The following is an 18402-nucleotide window of genomic DNA, read 5'->3' as shown; positions in this document are numbered from 1 at the left end:
ATTAGGTACGCTCCGTCTTGTTCAGCCACATATCGCGCATGGAGCCGTCTTTGATCTGCATCGGGTAGACGTGCTCGCTGGTGTCGACCTGAATATCGAGGAACACCAGGCGGTCCTTCATGGCGAACGCCTCTTCCATCATCGGCTTCAAATCCTTCAGATCGGTGATGCGCATGCCGACATGGCCATAGGCTTCAACCAATTTGACGAAGTCAGGCAGAGACTCCATGTAGGAATGGGAGTGACGGCTGCCGTAGCTCATGTCCTGCCACTGGCGAACCATGCCCAGTACACCGTTGTTCAGGCAGACGATCTTCACCGGCAAGCCATATTGCAGGCAGGTCGACAGTTCCTGGATGTTCATCTGGATACTGCCTTCGCCGGTGACGCACGCAACGTCAGTATCCGGAAAGCTCAGCTTCACACCCATGGCTGCAGGGAAACCAAAGCCCATCGTGCCCAGGCCACCGGAGTTGATCCAGCGGTTAGGCTTGTCGAACTTGTAGTACTGCGCCGCGAACATCTGGTGCTGGCCCACATCGGAGGTCACAAAAGCATCGCCTTTGGTCACTTCGCACAGGGTTTCGATCACGGTCTGTGGCTTGATGACGCTGCCATCACCCTTGTCGTAAGGGAACAGGCCGCGATCACCGCGCCACTCGTCGATCTGCTTCCACCAGCTGGCAACGGAATCCTTGTTCGGGGCTTCGCCGATTTCCTTCAGCGCAGCGACCATTTCGGTCAGCACGCTTTCCACAGGACCTACGATAGGCACGTCGGCCTTGATGGTCTTGGAGATGGATGCCGGGTCGATATCGATGTGGATGATCTTGGCATTCGGGCAGAACTTGCTCGCGCCATTGATCACCCGGTCATCGAACCGCGCACCGACGGCGAGGATCACGTCAGCATGGTGCATGGCCAGGTTGGCGGTGTAGCTGCCGTGCATGCCGAGCATGCCGACGAACTGACGGTCCGACCCTGGGAACGCGCCGAGGCCCATCAACGTATTGGTGACTGGCAGGTTGAGCAGCTTGGCCAGTTCGGTCAGCGGCGCGGAACCGCCGCCCAGAATCACCCCACCACCCGAGTAGAGCACCGGACGCTTGGCCGCCAACAGCATTTCTGCTGCTTTACGGATTTGCCCCGAGTGCCCGCGAACGGCCGGGCTGTAGGAACGCAGCTTGGCTTTCTTCGGGAAGATGTATTCGAATTTTTCCGCCGGGTTGGTCATGTCTTTCGGGATATCGACCACCACAGGACCCGGGCGACCGGACTGTGCGAGGTAGAACGCCTTCTTCATGACTTCCGGGATTTCCGAGGCATGCTTGATCATGAAGCTGTGTTTCACGATCGGCCGGGAAATACCGATCATGTCGGTTTCCTGGAATGCATCGGTACCGACCATGGTGCTCGCCACCTGGCCGGAAATGATCACCATCGGGATGGAGTCCATATAGGCCGTCGCGATGCCGGTAATGGCATTGGTCGCGCCAGGGCCGGAAGTCACCAGTACCACACCGGCTTTACCGGTGGCACGGGCGTAACCGTCAGCCATATGGGTAGCAGCTTGTTCGTGGCGAACCAGGATGTGGGTAACAGCCGGTTCCTTGAACAGTGCGTCGTAGACATGCAGCAGAGCACCACCTGGGTACCCGTAGATATAGTCGACGCCTTCGTCACGCAAAAAGCGGACGAGCATCTCACCGCCAGATAAAAGCTCCACGTTGTTCACCTCTAAAACGCCAGAATACCGTCCGTTAAAAACCGACGGGTCTTAATAGGTTTACTTCTCAGCAGAGCATGAGCGACGGTGGTCGCCGACTACGTCAGCACTGACTGAGCAAGTATTGGGAGCGTCCCAAGTGTTGCGGGATTTTCCCACCCAGCGCGAGGTAACGCGTTGCGGGTGTAACAGGTCGGCGCGGGTATGCGCCTCATGATCTGCTGAGTGGGTCTGCTTCTGGCAGTCCCTCTACAGCGGACTTTGGATTCTTCTGTTTCAGCCCCTCCAAGTCAAGCAATAATTGCGCTTTTTTCCAACTAAGCGCATGAGAACGTAGAAGAAAGGGGCTTGAGGAGGGATAAAACTCGCCTGAATGGCGCAAAGCGGTAGAAATATGCGCAAGACTGCCGGAAAAACCGGCAGCCAGGCAATTAACGAGCGTCGACGATCAGTTGATCGAACTTTTTCAGCGCAGTCCGCAGGCCAAGGCTCTCAAGTGGCCGATCGGCGTAAACCATCTCGGCCATCTCCAGAATCCCCGACGCATTGGGCAATGGCAGGTCCTGTTCGAGGATTTGCTTCATCCGTGTCAGGAAAATCCATTGCAGCCACTGGTGAAAGTCCAGTGTGTCGACGGAAAACGGCTCAACACTGCTCAAGGCTTCAGCACTGGGGGACACTTCGTCCCACCAGCCCTGCAAGCGCAGTTCGCGCTCGATCAACAACAACTGTTCGGCAATCGCCGGAAAGCGTGCATCCATCAGAGGCTTACCTTGGCTTTTTGCCGAGCCTGGGCGGCGCCGGCAGCATCGCCTTGCTTCTCGCGGGCATCACCGATCAAGCTCCACAGGCTGGCCTGCAGGTCTGGACGGCCATTGGCCAGGGTCAGGCCGCGGCGGGCAAATTGTTCAGCTTGTGGGGCATCGCCCTGGGCCATGCGAACCTGAGCCAGGCGGTATAGCACTTGCGGTTCACGCGGTGCCACGCGCTGGGCGCGCTCGAGGCTCGACGATGCGCCGTTCAAATCGCCACCCGACTGCTGCTGTTGGGCAGTGGTGAGCAACGCCAACACAGGGCCATCCAACTGCTCATCGGCTGACAGACCGCCGGCACTGCTGGCGGAAGGAATTCCACTCGGCGTCGACGGCATGTTGTAGGTGCCCTGGTTGACCGGTGCCGTTTGAATCGGCGTGGCGTCGATCGGGCCCGATGTACTTGGGCCTGGGGTCCACGGCTGAGTACTGATCGGAGCCGAGGTGGCAGCACCGCCACCCGGGATCATCACCACTACACCAGAGTCCTGAGGCACGGCTTGCGCCTGGGGCCGGGCCTGGGCAGGACGGTTGGTAACGGTTTGGCGGAAGCCGCCGTTGGCCGAGATCCGGTCGTTGTTGGACACCGTTGTACTGGAGTCCACCACCGGAATAGAGCCCCGCTCCACGCTGGCGCAACCACCGAGCAATGCCAAAACTGTAATAGCTGGAATCAACAACTTGTTCACGTGAAACCCTCTTTGCTTAATTCATCCAGCCCTTGACCCAATCCATCACCGATTCAGCACTGGCGGGCGCACTGGCTCCGCAGGCTGCACCGGGTGGTGGCTCGCTGCCGCGAATATACGGCATCTGCACCGCGCCCGGACAGTTGGCATCGGAACCCTGGCCGGTGTGCGGATCGATCCAGGCCTGGACGATATTGTCCGGCTGCGGCATGTTCAGCGGCAGTGGATCGGCCTTTTTCATGAAACTGGTCCATACCTGCAACGCGCCGGTGGCACCGGTAAACGGCGTCTTGCCGTTGTCATCACGCCCCAGCCAAACCACTGCCAGCAGGTCCTGGCTGAACCCTGCGAACCAGCTGTCCCGCGAATCGTTACTGGTACCGCTCTTGCCAGCCAGTGTCAGGTTGGCCGGCAGCACGTTGTAGGCCGAGCGCCCGGTACCTTCGCGCATCACGCGCTGCATGGCGTTCTGGATCAGGTAGATCGAGGCCGGGTCAAAGCGTTGCTGAATCTGGAACGGATAACGCTTGAGCGGTTCGCCTTCGGCCGTCAACACGCTCCGGATCCCACGCATCGGCGTATTGAAACCACCGTTGGCCAGGGTCTGGTACATGGTCGCCACTTCCATCGGGCTCATCGCGCCCGCACCCAACAGCATCGATGGAAACGCCGGGAACTCCCGAGTGATGCCCAACCGGCCGAGCGTCTTGAGCACGTTCGGCACGCCCAGCTCAAGGCCGAGACGGGAAGTCGAGATGTTGTAGGAATGCGCCAAGCCCTGGTACAGGAAAATCGTACCGTGGGAGCGACGATCAAAGTTATGCGGCGTCCACATCTGGCCATCAGCTCCTTTGACCGACAGCGGGTCATCGGACAGCCAACTGGTCAGCGTGTACTTGCTCGGTTTTTCCAGCGCGGTCAGGTACACCGCCGGCTTGACCAGCGAGCCAATCGGCCGCACCGCGTCCAGCGCCCGGTTGAACCCGGCAAAGCTGGCCTGGCGACTGCCGATCATGGCCTGGACTTCGCCGGTTTCCGGGTTGGTCACCACCATCGCAGCCTCGACGTCGTCAGAGCCTTTACGACCTGTCAGGCGTTTGAAGGTGTCATTGACCGACGCTTCGGCCTTCATCTGCAGGATCGGGTCGAAACTGGTGAAGATCCGCAGGCCTTCTTCGGTCAAGTCTTCGTCGCGGTAGTCTTCACGCAGTTGGCGTTTGACCAGGTCGATAAAGCCCGGGAAGGAGCTGTCGGCGAGCTTGCCGCGGGTGGTTACACCCAGTGGCATTTTCTTCGCGGCGGCCACTTGTTCAGGGGTGGCGACACCTTGCTGCTCAAGTACATCCAGCACCAGGTTACGGCGCTCCAGCGCCCGCTCCGGGTTGCGACGCGGGTTGTAGTAGGACGGCCCCTTGACCATGCCCACCAGCAGCGCCACCTGGTGCAACTTCAGCTCGGACAACGGCTGGCCGAAGAAGAACTGGCTGGCCAGACCAAAACCGTGGACGGCACGCTGACCGTCCTGGCCAACGAACACTTCATTGAGGTACGCCTCAAGAATTTCCTGCTTGCTGTAGTGCAGCTCCAGCAGCATCGCCATCATGGCTTCGGTCAGCTTGCGGGTCAGGCTGCGCTCGTTGGTCAGGTAGAAGTTCTTGACCAATTGCTGTGTCAGCGTACTGCCGCCCTGGGTCATCTTGCCGCCGGAGGTGTTGACCCAGATGGCGCGCGCGATGGACTTCGGTGATACGCCCCAGTGGCTGTAGAAATCCCGGTCTTCGACGGCGATCAGGGTATCCAGCAGGTAAGGCGGCACCTGATCGATCTTGATCAGGATGCGGTCTTCCAGGTTTTTCGGATAAATCCCACCGATCATTAAGGGTTCCAGGCGCACCACCGGCAACTTCGAGCCGTTGAGCGAGGACAGTTCGGCTACGTAGTCGCCAGAGAAGCGCACGCGCACCGGCTGGGGTTTTTCCAGGCCTTCATAGAACTGGAAGCCGCGGGTGTTCAAGTCAACCGTGTTGCCGCTGACGGCAGCGGCGCCGGGGCCATTGCTCACGGGTTCGCGGCGATAGCCCAGGGCATCGAGCTCGGTGAGGAAGTCATCCTTGCTCAGCTTCTGGCCGCTGAACAGTTCCAGCGGGCGCGCGTAGACCTTGGCCGGAATGGTCCAGCGCTTGCCGGAGAACTTCTCCTGGACCACGGCATCGAGGTAAACCGCGAAGCCGGCGATCACGACAAGCCCTACCAGGCTGAGCTTAAGCGCCCAGCCCAGCCAAGGGCGCAGGCCGCGGGAAGGAGGTTTTTTACGGGAACGGGGAGATCGGGTACGAGTCATGGCGGCGGATTATACGCACTTTATTGATGACCAACATGAGCCGGACAGCGGTTTGCACGACCGCCTGTAGGAGCCATAATGCCCGCCATGAATTTTCCCAGACTCTGAAGGATCGCCCGTGAGCCAGTCCCTGATTGCTGCCCTGCAAAACCCGGCCCTGTTTCCCCATCCGGTGGATCAGTTCCAAGTCATCGAGACCCATATTTCCTGGGTCCTGCTCACTGGGCCCTATGCTTACAAGATGAAGAAGCCGGTGAATTTCGGCTTCCTCGATTTCACCACCCTGCAAGCCCGCGGCCACTTCTGCAATGAAGAGCTGCGCCTCAACCAGCGCCTGACCGATGATTTGTATCTTGAAGTGTTGCCGATCACCGGCAGCGCCGAGGCACCGCAGTTGGGCGGCGACGGTCCGGTGGTCGACTACATGCTGAAAATGCGCCAGTTCCCGCAAAGCCAACTGCTCAGCACTCTGCAGGCCAACGGCGAACTGACCAGCGCGCACATCGACGAAATGGCCAGGCAGATCGCGCATTTTCACCTGAATGCCCCGAAAGTGCCGGCCACTAACTCTGCTGGCACGCCGCACGATGTCATGGCACCGGTGCTGCAGAACTTCGAGCAGATCCGTCCGTTCCTCAGCGACAAGGCCGACCTGGCACAACTGGACGCCTTGCAGGCCTGGGCCGAAAGCAGCTTCGAGCGCCTCAAGCCACTGTTCGAACAACGCAAGCTCAATGGCTTCACCCGTGAATGCCACGGTGATATCCACCTGGGCAACGCCACGATGATTGATGGCCACGTGGTGATCTTCGACTGCATCGAGTTCAACGAGCCGTTCCGCTTCACCGACGTGTATGCCGACACCGGCTTCCTGGCGATGGACCTGGAAGACCGCGGCCTCAAGAGCCTGGCACGACGCTTCATCAGCCAATACCTGGAGCTGACCGGCGACTATCAAGGCCTGGAAGTACTGAACTTCTATAAAGCCTACCGCGCTCTGGTACGCGCGAAGATCGCGCTGTTCAGCATGCCTTCCGAGGCGGACGCGGTGCAGCGCGCTACCACCCTGCGCCAGTACCGCAACTACGCCAACCTGGCAGAAAGCTACAGCACCATCCCGTCGCGCTTCCTGGCCATCACCCATGGGGTATCGGCCGTTGGCAAAAGCCATGTATCCATGCGCCTCGTAGAAGCATTGGGGGCGATTCGCCTGCGTTCGGACGTAGAGCGCAAGCGCCTGTTCGGCGAGCAGAAGGTCGAGAACACGCCGCAGGCCGGGATCTACGCCGCAGACGCCAGCGCCGCGACCTACGCGCGCCTGAACGAAATCGCCGACACCGTACTGCGCGCCGGTTTCCCGGTGGTATTGGACGCGACCTTCCTCAAGCGAGAACAACGCGACGCGGCGGCCAAGATCGCCGAGGCCACCGGCGCGCCATTCCTGATCCTTGACTGCAATGCGCCACAGGCGGTAATCGCCGCTTGGCTGGCACAACGTCAGGCGGACAAGAACGACCCTTCCGACGCCACCCTGGCCATCATCGAAGAACAGCAGGCCACCCGTGACCCGCTCAGCGCCGAGGAGTTGCTGCTCAGCAAGCGCGTGGAGACCAATGAAAGCGGGACCCTGGACGCATTGGTGGCACATATTCGCCAGCGCCTGCCGGGGCTGTAAGAAATATTTCTTGGTCGTGAAGCCTTCCGGGGCTCACGGCCGAGAAATAGTGGCACTATAATGGCGCCATAATTCCAACACGGGAGTCGCCATTGTGAGCCAGCCGAAGCTACTTGATACCCCGCTGTACGCGCTTCTGCATAAAGATGATATCCGCGGCTTCAACCAGGAGCGTCCGAAAGACGGCACCATCGATATGCGCGGTGGCGACTTTCGCGGCCTGGACCTGCGCGACCTGAATGCCGAGGGCGTGGATTTCACCGACGCTTATTTCCGCTCCGCCGACTTGCGCGGCCTGGATTTGCGTGACTGCCCACTGGAAGGCGCGAGCCTGGCGCACGCCCAGATCTCCGGCACTTATTTCCCCCCTGAGTTAAGCGCCGACGAGATCCTGATGTCCGTCAATTTCGGCACACGCCTGCGCTACCGCACACGCTAAACCGCTGCATCGGCTCCCGGCTACGCACAAGGTACCGGGGGCTTCACCCTTTCCTACGCTAACCCCCCCCCCGCCTGCCTTAGAAGCTTTTAGGTCGTTGCCGACCAAAGAACTACGCTTTTCCTACTGAGCGCTACACTCCTTTCAGGCTTGCCTGGTCACGATACCCACCGAACCATTCGGCCGTCGCAAGGAGGCTTGATGAATGATGAGCTGCAACACCTGAAAAACCTTGGCAAGACGTCGGCGCAATGGCTGCATGCGGTGGGCATCCACAGTGCGTCCGACCTACGCCGCCTGGGGGCAGTCGACGCGTACCGTGCCGTACGCACCCGCGGTTTCAGGGCATCCAAAGTGTTGTTGTATGCCATTGAAGGCGCGCTGATGGATGTGCACTGGAATGACATTCCCGTTGAACGCAAGGAAGCTTTAAATCGTCAGCTGGACGCTCTGACGGCACGCCAAAAGAATTGAGACGCCAACTTGCACCCGCGTTTACGGGGATTCCAAACAGAAGTTTGAGGAAATTCGAAGAGACCGCAAAAACAAATGTTGACTCTCAAATGAGAATCGTTATGATTATCACAACTGGTCGCGAGATCAGCCGATAACTGAAAGACCATTGGTTCGGACTCTCAGATTATCTCCTCATCAGGCTAATCACGGTTATTTGACCCGGCTCTTGCCGGGTCTTTTTTTGCCCATAAAAAACTGCGGCGATTTTCAGCGGGCAATGATCAACGGATGGCCGCGCTCCGGATGCGGCTGCACCAACACATCCAGCCCGAATACCGCCTTCAGCGGCTCAGGCCGCAACACCTGTGCCGGTGTGTCCAACGCATGGGGCCGGCCATCCTCCAGCAACAGGATGCGATCACAGTAGCGCGCCGCTAGGTTCAGGTCGTGAAGGATCACCAGCACCGCCGCGCCACGGTCGGCAAAGCGGCGGATCGCCTGCAAGGTGGTGTGCTGGTGCAGCGGGTCAAGCATTGACGTCGGCTCATCCAGCAACAAGGTCTGCCCCGCTTCACCCGGCCATAGCTGCGCCAGCACCCGTGCGAGGTGCACACGCTGCCGCTCGCCGCCCGACAACGCCAGATAGCTGCGCCCGCTCAAATGGCTAACGTCGGCAGCCTGCAAGGCAGCATTGATGATTTCATCGTCACGCACCCGGCCCGTCTGATGAGGCAAGCGCCCCATGCCCACCACCTCTTCGACGCGAAAGGCAAAGTCCAGGGTCGAGGTCTGCGGCAACACCGCCAGCCGCTGGGCACGCTGCGCTCCGCCCCAGTCTTTCAACTCACGCTGATCCAGCCACACAAGGCCTTGGTCGGGCTGCAACTCGCCGCATAACGCACCGAGCAATGTACTTTTTCCCGCACCGTTGGGGCCCAATACGCCGAGCACTTCTCCTGGCAACAGGTCCAGGGTGATGTCCGCCAGCACAGTTTTGCGCCCACGGCAGATCTGCAGGTCTTCTACTCGCAGCATCAGGCGCGCCCTCGTAACAACAGGTAGAGGAAAAACGGCGCACCGATAAACGCGGTAACAATGCCGATCGGTAATTCCGCCGGCGCCAAGGCCAGGCGCGCCACCAGATCGGCAAACAACAGCAAACTCGCCCCCGCCAGCACCGAGGCTGGCAGCAGCACCCGATGATCCGGCCCCGCCAGCAGGCGTACCAGATGCGGCACCACCAGCCCGACAAAGCCGATCATCCCCGCAGCCGCCACGGCCGCGCCCACGCCCAGCGCGGTGCAGAACACCAGTTCGCGCTTGAGGCCTTCAACATCAATGCCCAAGTGACTGGCTTCCGACTCACCCAGCAGGAGTGCATTCAGCGCCTTGGCCCGGCGCGGCAGCCAAAGTGCTACGCCGGCGCTGACCAGCAGCAGCGGCCATAAGCGCGAGTAGCTGGCGCCATTCAGGCTGCCCAGGTTCCAGAACGTCAGGGTGCGCAAGGTAGCGTCATCTGCCAGGTAGGTGAACAGGCCCACCGCCGAACTGGCGAGCGCCGTCAGGGCGATACCCGCCAGCAACATGGTCGCGACGTTGGTTTGGCCGTTGCGCCGCCCCAGGCGATAGACCAGCGCTGTTACCCCCAAACCGCCGAGGAAGGCACACAACGACAGCAGATAAGGCCCGAGTGCATCCGGCAAACCGCCAAAAAACGAACCACCGACAATCGCAATCGCCGCGCCCAACGCTGCACCGCTGGAAACCCCGACCAACCCGGGATCAGCCAATGGATTGCGAAACAGCCCCTGCATTGCAACGCCTGAAAGTGCCAGAACCCCACCGACGGCCAAGCCCAGCAACGTACGCGGCAGGCGAATCTGCCCGAGGATCAACTCCGCCTGCTCCAGGCCTTGGGCCTCGATTGGCACACCCATCAAGCGTAAGGCTGCCCGCAGTGTGTCCATTAACGGCAAACTCACCGGTCCAAGGGCCAATGACAACCAGATAGCCAATACACACAGCAGACTCAAGCCGATAAAAAGGGTTCGCGGTTTAACCAGAGTGGTCATGGGGCGGTATTAGCCTGAGACGGATAGAACCCGGCAGACAGCCTCACCAGGCTTTGCGGCAAGCGTGGCCCAAGCCCACCCACCAGCAGCGTCGGGTCCAGTTCATAGACGCGTCCATTCTTGGCCGCTGGCGTCGAAGCCAGGATCGGGTTTTCCTTGAACAACGCGGCGCGGGCCGCATCCCCGGTCAAAGCGCGATCGGCAAACACCAGCACCTCAGGATTGAGCCCCGCCAGCGACTCTACGGAAAACGGCTTGTAACCATCGTGGGTCGCCAGGTTATGGCCGCCGGCCTGCTGCAACATCCAGTCAGCCGCCGTGTCTTTGCCCGCAATCAGCGGTTTGCCGCCGGCATGTCCCAGCAGCAACAGCACTCCAGGCGCCTTTTGAGTGGCCTGGGCCTTGGCCACCCAGTTCTTTTGGTGGTCAAGTTGTTGCTGATAGTCACTGAACAGTTCTGCAGCCTTCGCTTCGTTACCCAGCAGCTTGCCCAAATGCTGAAGGTTGCCCTGCAGCGTCGGCAGATCCGGCTCGGCTGAAAACAGCTCCACTTTCACACCGGCATTGCGGATTTGCGCCAACACCGGTGGCGGCCCCATTTCCTCGGTGCCCACCAGGATTTGCGGGCGCAGGCTCAGAATGCCTTCCGCCGACAACTGACGCTGGTAACCAATGCTCGGCAACGCCTTGAGGGATTCCGGATGCTGGCTGGTGGTATCCACGCCCACCAGCTTTGACTCACCGCCCAGGGCCGTCACCCATTCCGACAACGCACCACCGGCGCTGACCCAGCGTTGTGGCAGTTCAGAGGCCTGGGCCCCAGCGTTGACCAGCAGTCCGACAACGAGCGCGATAGCACTGGCACTCAGGCGCATAAAAGGGTTTCCTTCCAAGGGGTGAGCCCGCTGAAACGCTCGCAATGTGACAGATCAAGGCTGCCCGACATCGTACAGAGCGCCCAGTCAGCTTACGGGCGAAGCCGGCATTTGATAATTGTTTGCATTTGCACGTCAAGCACCGGGCTCTGCGGCAAAAACCAGGATAGCCTTGCAGCCCGCAAACGGCGGCACTTAAGGATCGATATGAAGTTTCTCTGCGCCTCCAGCGAACTCACACCCAACGCCAGCCTCGGTTTCGATATCGACGGCCGCAAGCTGTTTGCCGTGCGCCGCGAAGGCATTGCCTACTTCTATATCAACCGCTGCCCGCATCGCGGGGTGCCGCTGGAATGGCAGCCGCACCAGTTTCTCGACCCCAGCGCCAGCCTGATCCAGTGCGCCACCCATGGCGCGCTGTTCCTGATCGAAAGCGGTGAGTGCGTCGCCGGCCCTTGCGCCGGCCAGAGCCTGACAGCCCTGCCCGGCCGCGAGGACGAACAAGGCCTGTGGGTACAACTCTAGTCGCCGAGCAATACTTCCAGCCGGCGATCGACGCAGATTTCCTCTGACGTCACTCGCACGCCATAGGCCAGCACCTCGACGCCCGCCGCCTTGGCCTCACGCAACGCTGCCGCATAACCGGCATCAATTTCTTCGGCAGGACGCACCGCATCGATCCCCGAGAGGTTGACGCAGTACAACTGCACTGCCCGTACACCCTCACGCGCCAGATGCGCCAGCTCACGCAGATGCTTGGCACCGCGCTGGGTCACGGCATCGGGAAACGCCGCCGTCGAGGTCCCGTCAAACCCGAGGGTGACGCTTTTGACTTCGACATACGCCGCGCCCGCCGGGTAGTCCAGGCGGAAATCGATCCGGCTGTTTTCCTGGCCGTAGGCGACTTCGCGTTTCAAGGCAGTAAAGCCATTGAGCTCGGTGATAACCCCCGCGCGCAGCGCTTCTTCAACCAACTGATTGGCCCGCGCCGTGTTCACACACGCCAGGCGCCCTTGTGGGGTTTCGCTGATTTCCCAGGTGCCTGGCAGCTTGCGCTTGGGGTCATTGGAGCGGCTGAACCAGACCTGGCCACCTTCCACCATGCAGTTGAACATCGAGCCGGTGTTCGGGCAGTGAATGGTCAACAACTCGCCGGTAACGGTTTCGATATCGGCGAGAAAACGCTTGTAGCGGCGGATCAGCCGGCCTTCTTCAAGGGGAGGATTAAAGCGCATCAGCCTTGCCAACTCCGCAGGCCGCGGGCAATCCGTTCAACGGCTTGCTGTAGGCGATCAAGGTTTTGCGTGTAGGCAAAACGCACATGGTGACCGGCTTGATAACGGCCGAAATCCAGGCCCGGCGTGAACGCAACGTGCTCGGTTTCGAGGAAGTGCCGGCAGAACGCGAAGGCATCGCCGCCGAATGCGCTGATATCGGCATACAGGTAGAACGCGCCTTCCGGCTCCACGGCAATACCGAAACCCAACTCGCGCAACGCTGGCAGCAGGAAGTCGCGACGCCGGCCAAACTCGGCCCGGCGATCTTCAAGAATGTTCAATGTTTGCGGGGTGAAGCAGGCCAGGGCCGCATGCTGGGCCATGCTCGGCGCGCTGATGTAGAGATTCTGCGCCAGTTTCTCCAGCTCACCCACCGCAGCAGGCGGCGCCACCAGCCAGCCCAGGCGCCAGCCGGTCATTCCGAAATACTTCGAAAAACTATTTAGAACGAAGGCTTCATCGTCAACTTCCAGCACGCTGGCGGCATCGGTGCCGTAGGTCAGGCCGTGGTAGATCTCATCCACCACCAAATGCCCATTGCGCGCCTTGATGGCGCTCGACAACCCCGCCAACTCGTCCCGCGTCAGGATGGTGCCGGTAGGGTTGGCAGGCGACGCGACCAACGCGCCCACGCTGTCCTGATCCCAATGGCGCGCCACCAGGTCGGCGGTCAGTTGATAACGCACCTCGGGGCCGACCGGGACCAGTTGGGCCGCGCCCTCCACCAGCCGCAGGAAGTGGCGGTTGCAGGGGTAGCCTGGGTCTGCCAGCAGCCAGTGCTTGCCAGGATCCACCAGCAGGCTGCTCGCCAGCAACAAGGCTCCCGAGCCGCCGGGAGTAATCAGAATTCGCTCGGGATCGATGCTCAACCCGTAGCGCTGCTGGTAGAAACCGCTGATGGCTTGCCGCAACTCCGGCAGCCCGCGGGCCGCGGTATAGCGGGTCTTGCCATTGGCCAGCGCCGCCTGCCCGGCCTTGATGATGGGCTCGGCGGTGGTGAAGTCCGGCTCGCCGATTTCCAGGTGAATCACGTCGTGACCGGCGGCCTGCAATTCATTGGCCCGCGCCAGCAACGCCATGACATGGAAAGGTTCGATAGCGCGGCTGCGCGCACTGTAGGGCTGAGCCATTAGCCTTCCTTAACTCTGAGGACAAACCCCGATTCTACCCAACCCGCCGCGCAAAACCTGCTCTATTGCCCCAAGACATGTAGCAAGCACGGCAAGCAACTACCTGCAAAACAGCTAAAATCAACATTCGAGACCATACAAGCCCGCCCTGCTGGGGCCTGCGGCGGTTTGCAAGCCTCAGGAGACGGTGCCTCGACAACCGGGAGTGGCGCACCCCGAATCTATCTGGTAAGTTCGCCCGCTTGCAGCCGCAGGGCCGGCAGGTGTCGGTGATGTTGCAATCCTGCGCAATGGATTAGAAGAGTGAGAGGCGGTCCATTCATGCCCACCCAAGCAAAGCAACAGAGCATCAGCGGCTTCCAACCCTACGTCGAGGCGAAGGGTGAGGAATACATGGGCAAGCCCATGCGCGAACACTTCTCCAAGATCCTGAAGCAGTGGAAACAGGACTTGATGCAAGAGGTTGACCGTACCGTTGACCATATGAAGGACGAAGCGGCCAACTTCCCGGACCCGGCAGACCGTGCCAGCCAGGAAGAAGAGTTCGCCCTTGAACTGCGCGCCCGTGATCGCGAGCGCAAGCTGATCAAGAAGATCGACAAGACCCTGCAACTCATCGAAGACGAAGAGTACGGCTGGTGCGAGTCCTGCGGCGTCGAGATCGGTATTCGCCGCCTGGAAGCGCGTCCTACCGCCGACCTGTGCGTGGACTGCAAGACCTTGGCTGAAATCAAGGAAAAACAGGTCGGCAAGTAATCACTGCCGGGCTGGACAAATGGGGCGTGCGAACGCCCCATTTTTGTTTCTGGCGTTTGCTGGTTTTCCAGTAATATCCGGCCCATGACAGCCTCCTCCTATATCGGGCGTTTCGCCCCCACGCCCAGCGGACACCTGCACTTCGGTTCCCTGGTCGCCGCCCTCGCCTCCTACCTCGACGCCCGTGCCAATCAAGGCCGCTGGCTGATGCGCATGGAAGACCTCGATCCGCCACGGGAAGAACCCGGCGCCCAGGCCGCAATCCTGAATGCCCTTGAACGCTACGGCTTCGAATGGGACGGGGAGTTGGTCCGACAAAGCGAGCGGCACGATGCCTACGCCGAAGTGCTCAACCGCCTGTTCAATCATGGCCTGGCCTACGCCTGCACCTGCTCGCGCAAGCAACTGGAGCCCTATAACGGGATTTATCCGGGACTGTGCCGCAATGCCGGGCATGACCAGCAAGATGCCGCCATCCGCCTGCGAGTGCCGGAGTTGGAGTACCACTTTACCGACCGCGTACAAGGCAAATTCCGACAGCATCTGGGTCGCGACGTAGGCGACTTCATCATCCGCCGTCGCGACGGCCTGTATGCCTACCAACTGGCGGTAGTCCTCGATGATGCCTGGCAAGGTGTGACCGACATCGTGCGTGGCGCCGACCTGCTCGACTCCACGCCGCGCCAACTGTATCTGCAAGAACTGCTGGGCCTGCGCCAACCGCGTTACCTGCATGTGCCGTTGATCATCCAGCCGGACGGTAACAAGCTGGGCAAATCCTACCGCTCACCGCCCTTGACCACTGACCAGGCCACGCCTTTGCTGTTAAGAGCACTGCGCGCCCTGGGCCAGCCGGCGGGCGACGAACTGCACCACGCCAGCCCACGGGAACTGCTGGATTGGGGCATTGAACACTGGGATGCCACACAGATCCCGCGCACACTCACGCTGGCCGAAGCGCAATTGCGCTGAAGGCGCTTGCAGCTTGCGAGCCATCCGTTACCATCGCCGCAGTTTTTCAATCAGAGGCCAACATGTACATCTATCGATTGGTCCTGCTGCTGGTCGTCGGGATCTACCTGTTTTCTCCCGCCATCATGGATTGGTGGATCGACGCCACAGGCGCCTGGTACCGGCCCTATCTGCTTTGGCTGATTCTGATCGTCGTGACTTTCATCCTGCAGAGCCAAAAAGATGCCGATGAGCTTTAGCCTGACCGAGATGCTGCTGATCAGCGCCGCCTACCTGGCCGCGTTGTTCGGGGTAGCCTGGATCAGTGAACGCGGGATGATTCCGCGGGCGATCATTCGCCATCCGTTGACCTACACCTTGTCCTTGGGCGTGTACGCGAGTGCCTGGGCGTTTTATGGCACCGTGGGCCTGGCCTATCAGTACGGTTACGGCTTTCTGTCCAGTTATCTTGGGGTGTCCGGCGCGTTTTTGCTGGCGCCGGTGCTGTTGTATCCGATCCTGAAAATCACCCGCACCTATCAGTTGTCGTCCCTGGCCGACCTGTTTGCGTTCCGTTTTCGCAGTACCTGGGCCGGTGCGCTGACCACGATTTTCATGCTGATCGGCGTGCTGCCGTTGCTGGCATTGCAGATCCAGGCCGTGGCCGACTCCATCAGCATCCTCACCCGCGAACCGGTGCAACACCGCGTGGCATTGAGCTTCTGCGCACTGATCACTCTGTTCACGATTTTCTTCGGCTCACGGCATATCGCCACCCGTGAAAAACATGAAGGACTGGTGTTTGCGATCGCGTTTGAATCGGTGATCAAGCTGATCGCCATCGGCGGCGTCGGTCTGTACGCGTTGTATGGCGTATTCGACGGCCCGCAACAGCTGGAACTGTGGCTGCTGCAAAACCAGACCGCCCTGGCCGCACTGCACACGCCGTTGCAGGAAGGCCCATGGCGCACGCTGCTTTTGGTGTTCTTCGCCTCGGCGATTGTGATGCCGCACATGTACCACATGACCTTCACCGAAAACCTCAACCCGCGCTCGCTGGTCAGCGCCAGCTGGGGCTTGCCGCTGTTCCTGCTGTTGATGAGCCTGGCGGTGCCGCTGATCCTGTGGGCCGGCCTGAAACTTGGCGCCACCACCAATCCCGAATACTTCACGCTGGGCGTGGGCATTGCAGCCAACAGCAAATCCCTCGCATTGCTGGCCTATGTCGGCGGATTATCGGCCTCCAGCGGGCTGATCATCGTCAGTACCCTGGCGCTGTCGGGGATGGCGCTGAATCACCTGGTGCTGCCGCTCTACCAGCCGCCGGCCGAAGGCAATATCTACCGCTGGCTGAAATGGACCCGCCGGGCCCTGATCGTCGCGATCATCATGGCCGGCTATGGCTTCTACCTGTTGCTGGGTGCAGAACAGGACCTGGCCAACCTGGGCATCGTTGCCTTCGTTGCCACCTTGCAGTTCCTGCCGGGCGTGCTGTCGGTGCTGTACTGGCCGACCGCCAACCGCCGAGGCTTTATCGCCGGTTTGCTCGCCGGGATCCTGGTATGGACCGTGACCATGCTGCTGCCGCTGGTGGGCAACCTGCAGGGCTTCTACATCCCGCTGCTGAACATGATCTACGTGCTGGATGACACCAGTTGGCACATGGCGGCAATTGCCTCGCTGGCGGCCAACGTGCTGATGTTCACCCTGATCTCGCTGTTCACCAACGCCAGCCCCGAAGAAACCAGCGCTGCCGAAGCCTGCGCAGTGGACAACGTCCGTCGCCCGCAACGCCGCGAACTGCACGCGGCCTCACCCCAGGAATTCGCCACGCAACTGGCCAAGCCGCTGGGCGCCAAGGCCGCACAAAAGGAAGTCGAGCAGGCCCTGCGCGATCTCTACTTGCCGTTCGACGAGCGCCGGCCTTATGCCCTGCGCCGCCTGCGGGACCGTATCGAAGCCAACCTCTCCGGCCTGATGGGCCCGAGCGTGTCCCAGGACATGGTCGAGACCTTCCTGCCCTACAAGGCCGGCGGCGAAAACTACGTGACCGAAGACATCCACTTCATCGAGAGCCGGCTGGAGGATTACCACTCCCGCCTCACCGGCCTTGCCGCCGAACTCGACGCCCTGCGCCGCTATCACCGCCAGACGTTGCAGGAACTGCCGATGGGCGTCTGCTCCCTGGCCAAGGATCAAGAGATCCTGATGTGGAACAAGGCCATGGAAGAGCTTACCGGCATCGCCGCCCAACGTGTGGTGGGCTCGCGCCTGAACACCATTGGCGACCCGTGGAAAGAATTGCTCCAGGGCTTCATCAACCTGCCCGACGAACACTTGCACAAACAGCACCTGGCGCTGGATGGCCAGACCCGCTGGCTCAACCTGCACAAGGCCGCCATCGACGAGCCACTGGCGCCCGGCAACAGCGGCCTGGTGCTGCTGGTGGAAGACCTGACCGAAACCCAGATGCTCGAAGACAAGCTGGTGCACTCCGAGCGCCTGGCCAGCATCGGGCGCCTGGCCGCGGGTGTGGCCCATGAAATCGGCAATCCGATCACCGGTATCGCCTGCCTCGCGCAAAACCTGCGGGAAGAGCGCGAAGAAGACGGCGAAATCATCGAAATCAGCGGGCAGATTCTCGAGCAGACCAAGCGTGTTTCGCGCATCGTGCAGTCGCTGATGAGCTTTGCCCACGCGGGCGCCCATCAGAATCACGACGAAGCGGTGTGCCTGGCCGAAGTGGCCCAGGATGCCATTGGGCTGCTGGCCTTGAACCGGCGCAATTTCGAAGTACAGTTCTTTAACCTGTGCGACCCGGAACACTGGGTCGACGGTGATCCACAACGCCTGGCCCAAGTGCTGATCAACCTGCTGTCCAACGCCCGCGACGCATCGCCGGCCGGCAGCGCAGTACGGGTCAAGAGCGAGGCTTTCGAGCACACGGTCGATCTGATCGTCGAGGACGAAGGCAGCGGCATTCCACAGAACATCATGGATCGATTGTTCGAACCCTTCTTCACCACCAAGGATCCGGGTGAAGGTACCGGTCTGGGCCTTGCACTGGTCTATTCCATCGTTGAAGAGCATTATGGACAAATCACCATCGACAGCCCGGCTGACACCGAAAGCCAACGCGGCACCCGTATTCGGGTGACCTTGCCGCGTCATGTCGAAGCGACGTCCGCTGTGAACTGAGACCG

At 60.7% G+C, this 18402-nt stretch carries 17 protein-coding genes; 8 read left to right on the top strand and 9 right to left on the bottom strand.

Annotated elements, in window-relative coordinates; all coding sequences use genetic code 11:
* Position 1 precedes the first annotated feature (1 nt).
* The 4 genes from JV201_RS03840 to mrcB form a co-directional block, all read right to left on the bottom strand.
* Positions 2-1726, bottom strand: coding sequence for an acetolactate synthase 3 large subunit (locus JV201_RS03840; protein WP_008436892.1), 1725 nt, complete (start codon positions 1724-1726; stop codon positions 2-4).
* A gap of 431 nt (positions 1727-2157) precedes the next feature.
* The gene (locus tag JV201_RS03835; RefSeq protein WP_003212129.1) at positions 2158-2487 is read right to left on the bottom strand and encodes a YqcC family protein; all 330 of its coding nucleotides are present in this window, start codon (positions 2485-2487) and stop codon (positions 2158-2160) included.
* Positions 2487-3227 (bottom strand): M48 family metallopeptidase, encoded by a 741-nt coding sequence (locus tag JV201_RS03830; protein WP_219406534.1) that lies wholly within the window; start codon positions 3225-3227, stop codon positions 2487-2489. Before JV201_RS03830 ends, JV201_RS03835 begins: the two co-directional genes overlap by 1 nt.
* A 16-nt stretch (positions 3228-3243) precedes the next feature.
* The gene (gene mrcB, locus JV201_RS03825; protein WP_102604517.1) at positions 3244-5568 is read right to left on the bottom strand and encodes a penicillin-binding protein 1B; all 2325 of its coding nucleotides are present in this window, start codon (positions 5566-5568) and stop codon (positions 3244-3246) included.
* Between the two features lie 118 nt (positions 5569-5686).
* Between mrcB and JV201_RS03820 the strand changes: the two genes are divergently transcribed.
* The 3 genes from JV201_RS03820 (at position 5687) to JV201_RS03810 (ending at position 8156) form a co-directional block, all read left to right on the top strand.
* Positions 5687-7243 (top strand): bifunctional aminoglycoside phosphotransferase/ATP-binding protein, encoded by a 1557-nt coding sequence (locus tag JV201_RS03820; protein ID WP_003212136.1) that lies wholly within the window; start codon positions 5687-5689, stop codon positions 7241-7243.
* A 94-nt stretch (positions 7244-7337) separates the two neighbouring features.
* Positions 7338-7682 carry a pentapeptide repeat-containing protein gene (locus JV201_RS03815; protein ID WP_008436884.1) on the top strand — a complete coding sequence of 115 codons (345 nt, stop codon included), beginning with the start codon at positions 7338-7340 and terminating at the stop codon, positions 7680-7682.
* Between the two features lie 201 nt (positions 7683-7883).
* The gene (locus JV201_RS03810) at positions 7884-8156 is read left to right on the top strand and encodes a TfoX/Sxy family protein (RefSeq protein ID WP_003212140.1); all 273 of its coding nucleotides are present in this window, start codon (positions 7884-7886) and stop codon (positions 8154-8156) included.
* Positions 8157-8405: 249 nt separating this feature from the next.
* Here JV201_RS03810 and JV201_RS03805 read toward each other — a convergent pair whose 3' ends face one another.
* Genes JV201_RS03805 through JV201_RS03795 form a run of 3 tightly spaced genes read right to left on the bottom strand, consistent with a single transcriptional unit; the run spans position 8406 to position 11085 of the window.
* Positions 8406-9173, bottom strand: a complete 768-nt coding sequence (locus JV201_RS03805) for a heme ABC transporter ATP-binding protein (RefSeq protein WP_219406533.1) — start codon at positions 9171-9173, stop codon at positions 8406-8408.
* Positions 9173-10210 carry an iron ABC transporter permease gene (locus JV201_RS03800; RefSeq protein WP_003212144.1) on the bottom strand — a complete coding sequence of 346 codons (1038 nt, stop codon included), beginning with the start codon at positions 10208-10210 and terminating at the stop codon, positions 9173-9175. Before JV201_RS03800 ends, JV201_RS03805 begins: the two co-directional genes overlap by 1 nt.
* A complete protein-coding gene (locus JV201_RS03795) occupies positions 10207-11085 on the bottom strand; it encodes a hemin ABC transporter substrate-binding protein (RefSeq protein ID WP_177040627.1) in 879 nt (292 codons plus the stop codon). Before JV201_RS03795 ends, JV201_RS03800 begins: the two co-directional genes overlap by 4 nt.
* Before the next feature lie 207 nt (positions 11086-11292).
* Between JV201_RS03795 and JV201_RS03790 the strand changes: the two genes are divergently transcribed.
* On the top strand, positions 11293-11610 hold the full coding sequence (locus tag JV201_RS03790) for a Rieske (2Fe-2S) protein (protein ID WP_102604515.1): 318 nt from the start codon (positions 11293-11295) through the stop codon (positions 11608-11610).
* On the opposite strand, the gene sfsA is transcribed toward JV201_RS03790, so the two are convergent.
* On the bottom strand, positions 11607-12320 hold the full coding sequence (sfsA, locus tag JV201_RS03785) for a DNA/RNA nuclease SfsA (RefSeq protein WP_003212151.1): 714 nt from the start codon (positions 12318-12320) through the stop codon (positions 11607-11609). The genes JV201_RS03790 and sfsA overlap by 4 nt on opposite strands.
* Positions 12320-13492 (bottom strand): pyridoxal phosphate-dependent aminotransferase, encoded by a 1173-nt coding sequence (locus tag JV201_RS03780; protein WP_008436881.1) that lies wholly within the window; start codon positions 13490-13492, stop codon positions 12320-12322. The genes sfsA and JV201_RS03780 overlap by 1 nt, the downstream gene beginning before the upstream one ends.
* Positions 13493-13813: 321 nt before the next feature.
* Between JV201_RS03780 and dksA the strand changes: the two genes are divergently transcribed.
* The 4 genes from dksA (at position 13814) to JV201_RS03760 (ending at position 18397) form a co-directional block, all read left to right on the top strand.
* On the top strand, positions 13814-14248 hold the full coding sequence (gene dksA / locus JV201_RS03775) for an RNA polymerase-binding protein DksA (protein WP_003212154.1): 435 nt from the start codon (positions 13814-13816) through the stop codon (positions 14246-14248).
* An 84-nt stretch (positions 14249-14332) separates the two neighbouring features.
* The gene (gluQRS, locus tag JV201_RS03770) at positions 14333-15220 is read left to right on the top strand and encodes a tRNA glutamyl-Q(34) synthetase GluQRS (RefSeq protein ID WP_219406532.1); all 888 of its coding nucleotides are present in this window, start codon (positions 14333-14335) and stop codon (positions 15218-15220) included.
* Positions 15221-15282: 62 nt separating this feature from the next.
* Positions 15283-15459 carry a hypothetical protein gene (locus JV201_RS03765; RefSeq protein ID WP_003176118.1) on the top strand — a complete coding sequence of 59 codons (177 nt, stop codon included), beginning with the start codon at positions 15283-15285 and terminating at the stop codon, positions 15457-15459.
* Entirely contained in the window at positions 15443-18397 is a 2955-nt protein-coding gene (locus tag JV201_RS03760; protein WP_219406531.1) for a sensor histidine kinase, read from the top strand. Before JV201_RS03765 ends, JV201_RS03760 begins: the two co-directional genes overlap by 17 nt.
* Positions 18398-18402: the final 5 nt, after the last annotated feature.

The sequence above is a fragment of the Pseudomonas sp. Colony2 genome (genome assembly GCF_019382755.1).
Classification (GTDB): Bacteria; Pseudomonadota; Gammaproteobacteria; order Pseudomonadales; family Pseudomonadaceae; genus Aquipseudomonas.
Note: the sequence above shows the minus strand (reverse complement) of the source record. Positions and strands in the feature narration are given on the sequence as shown.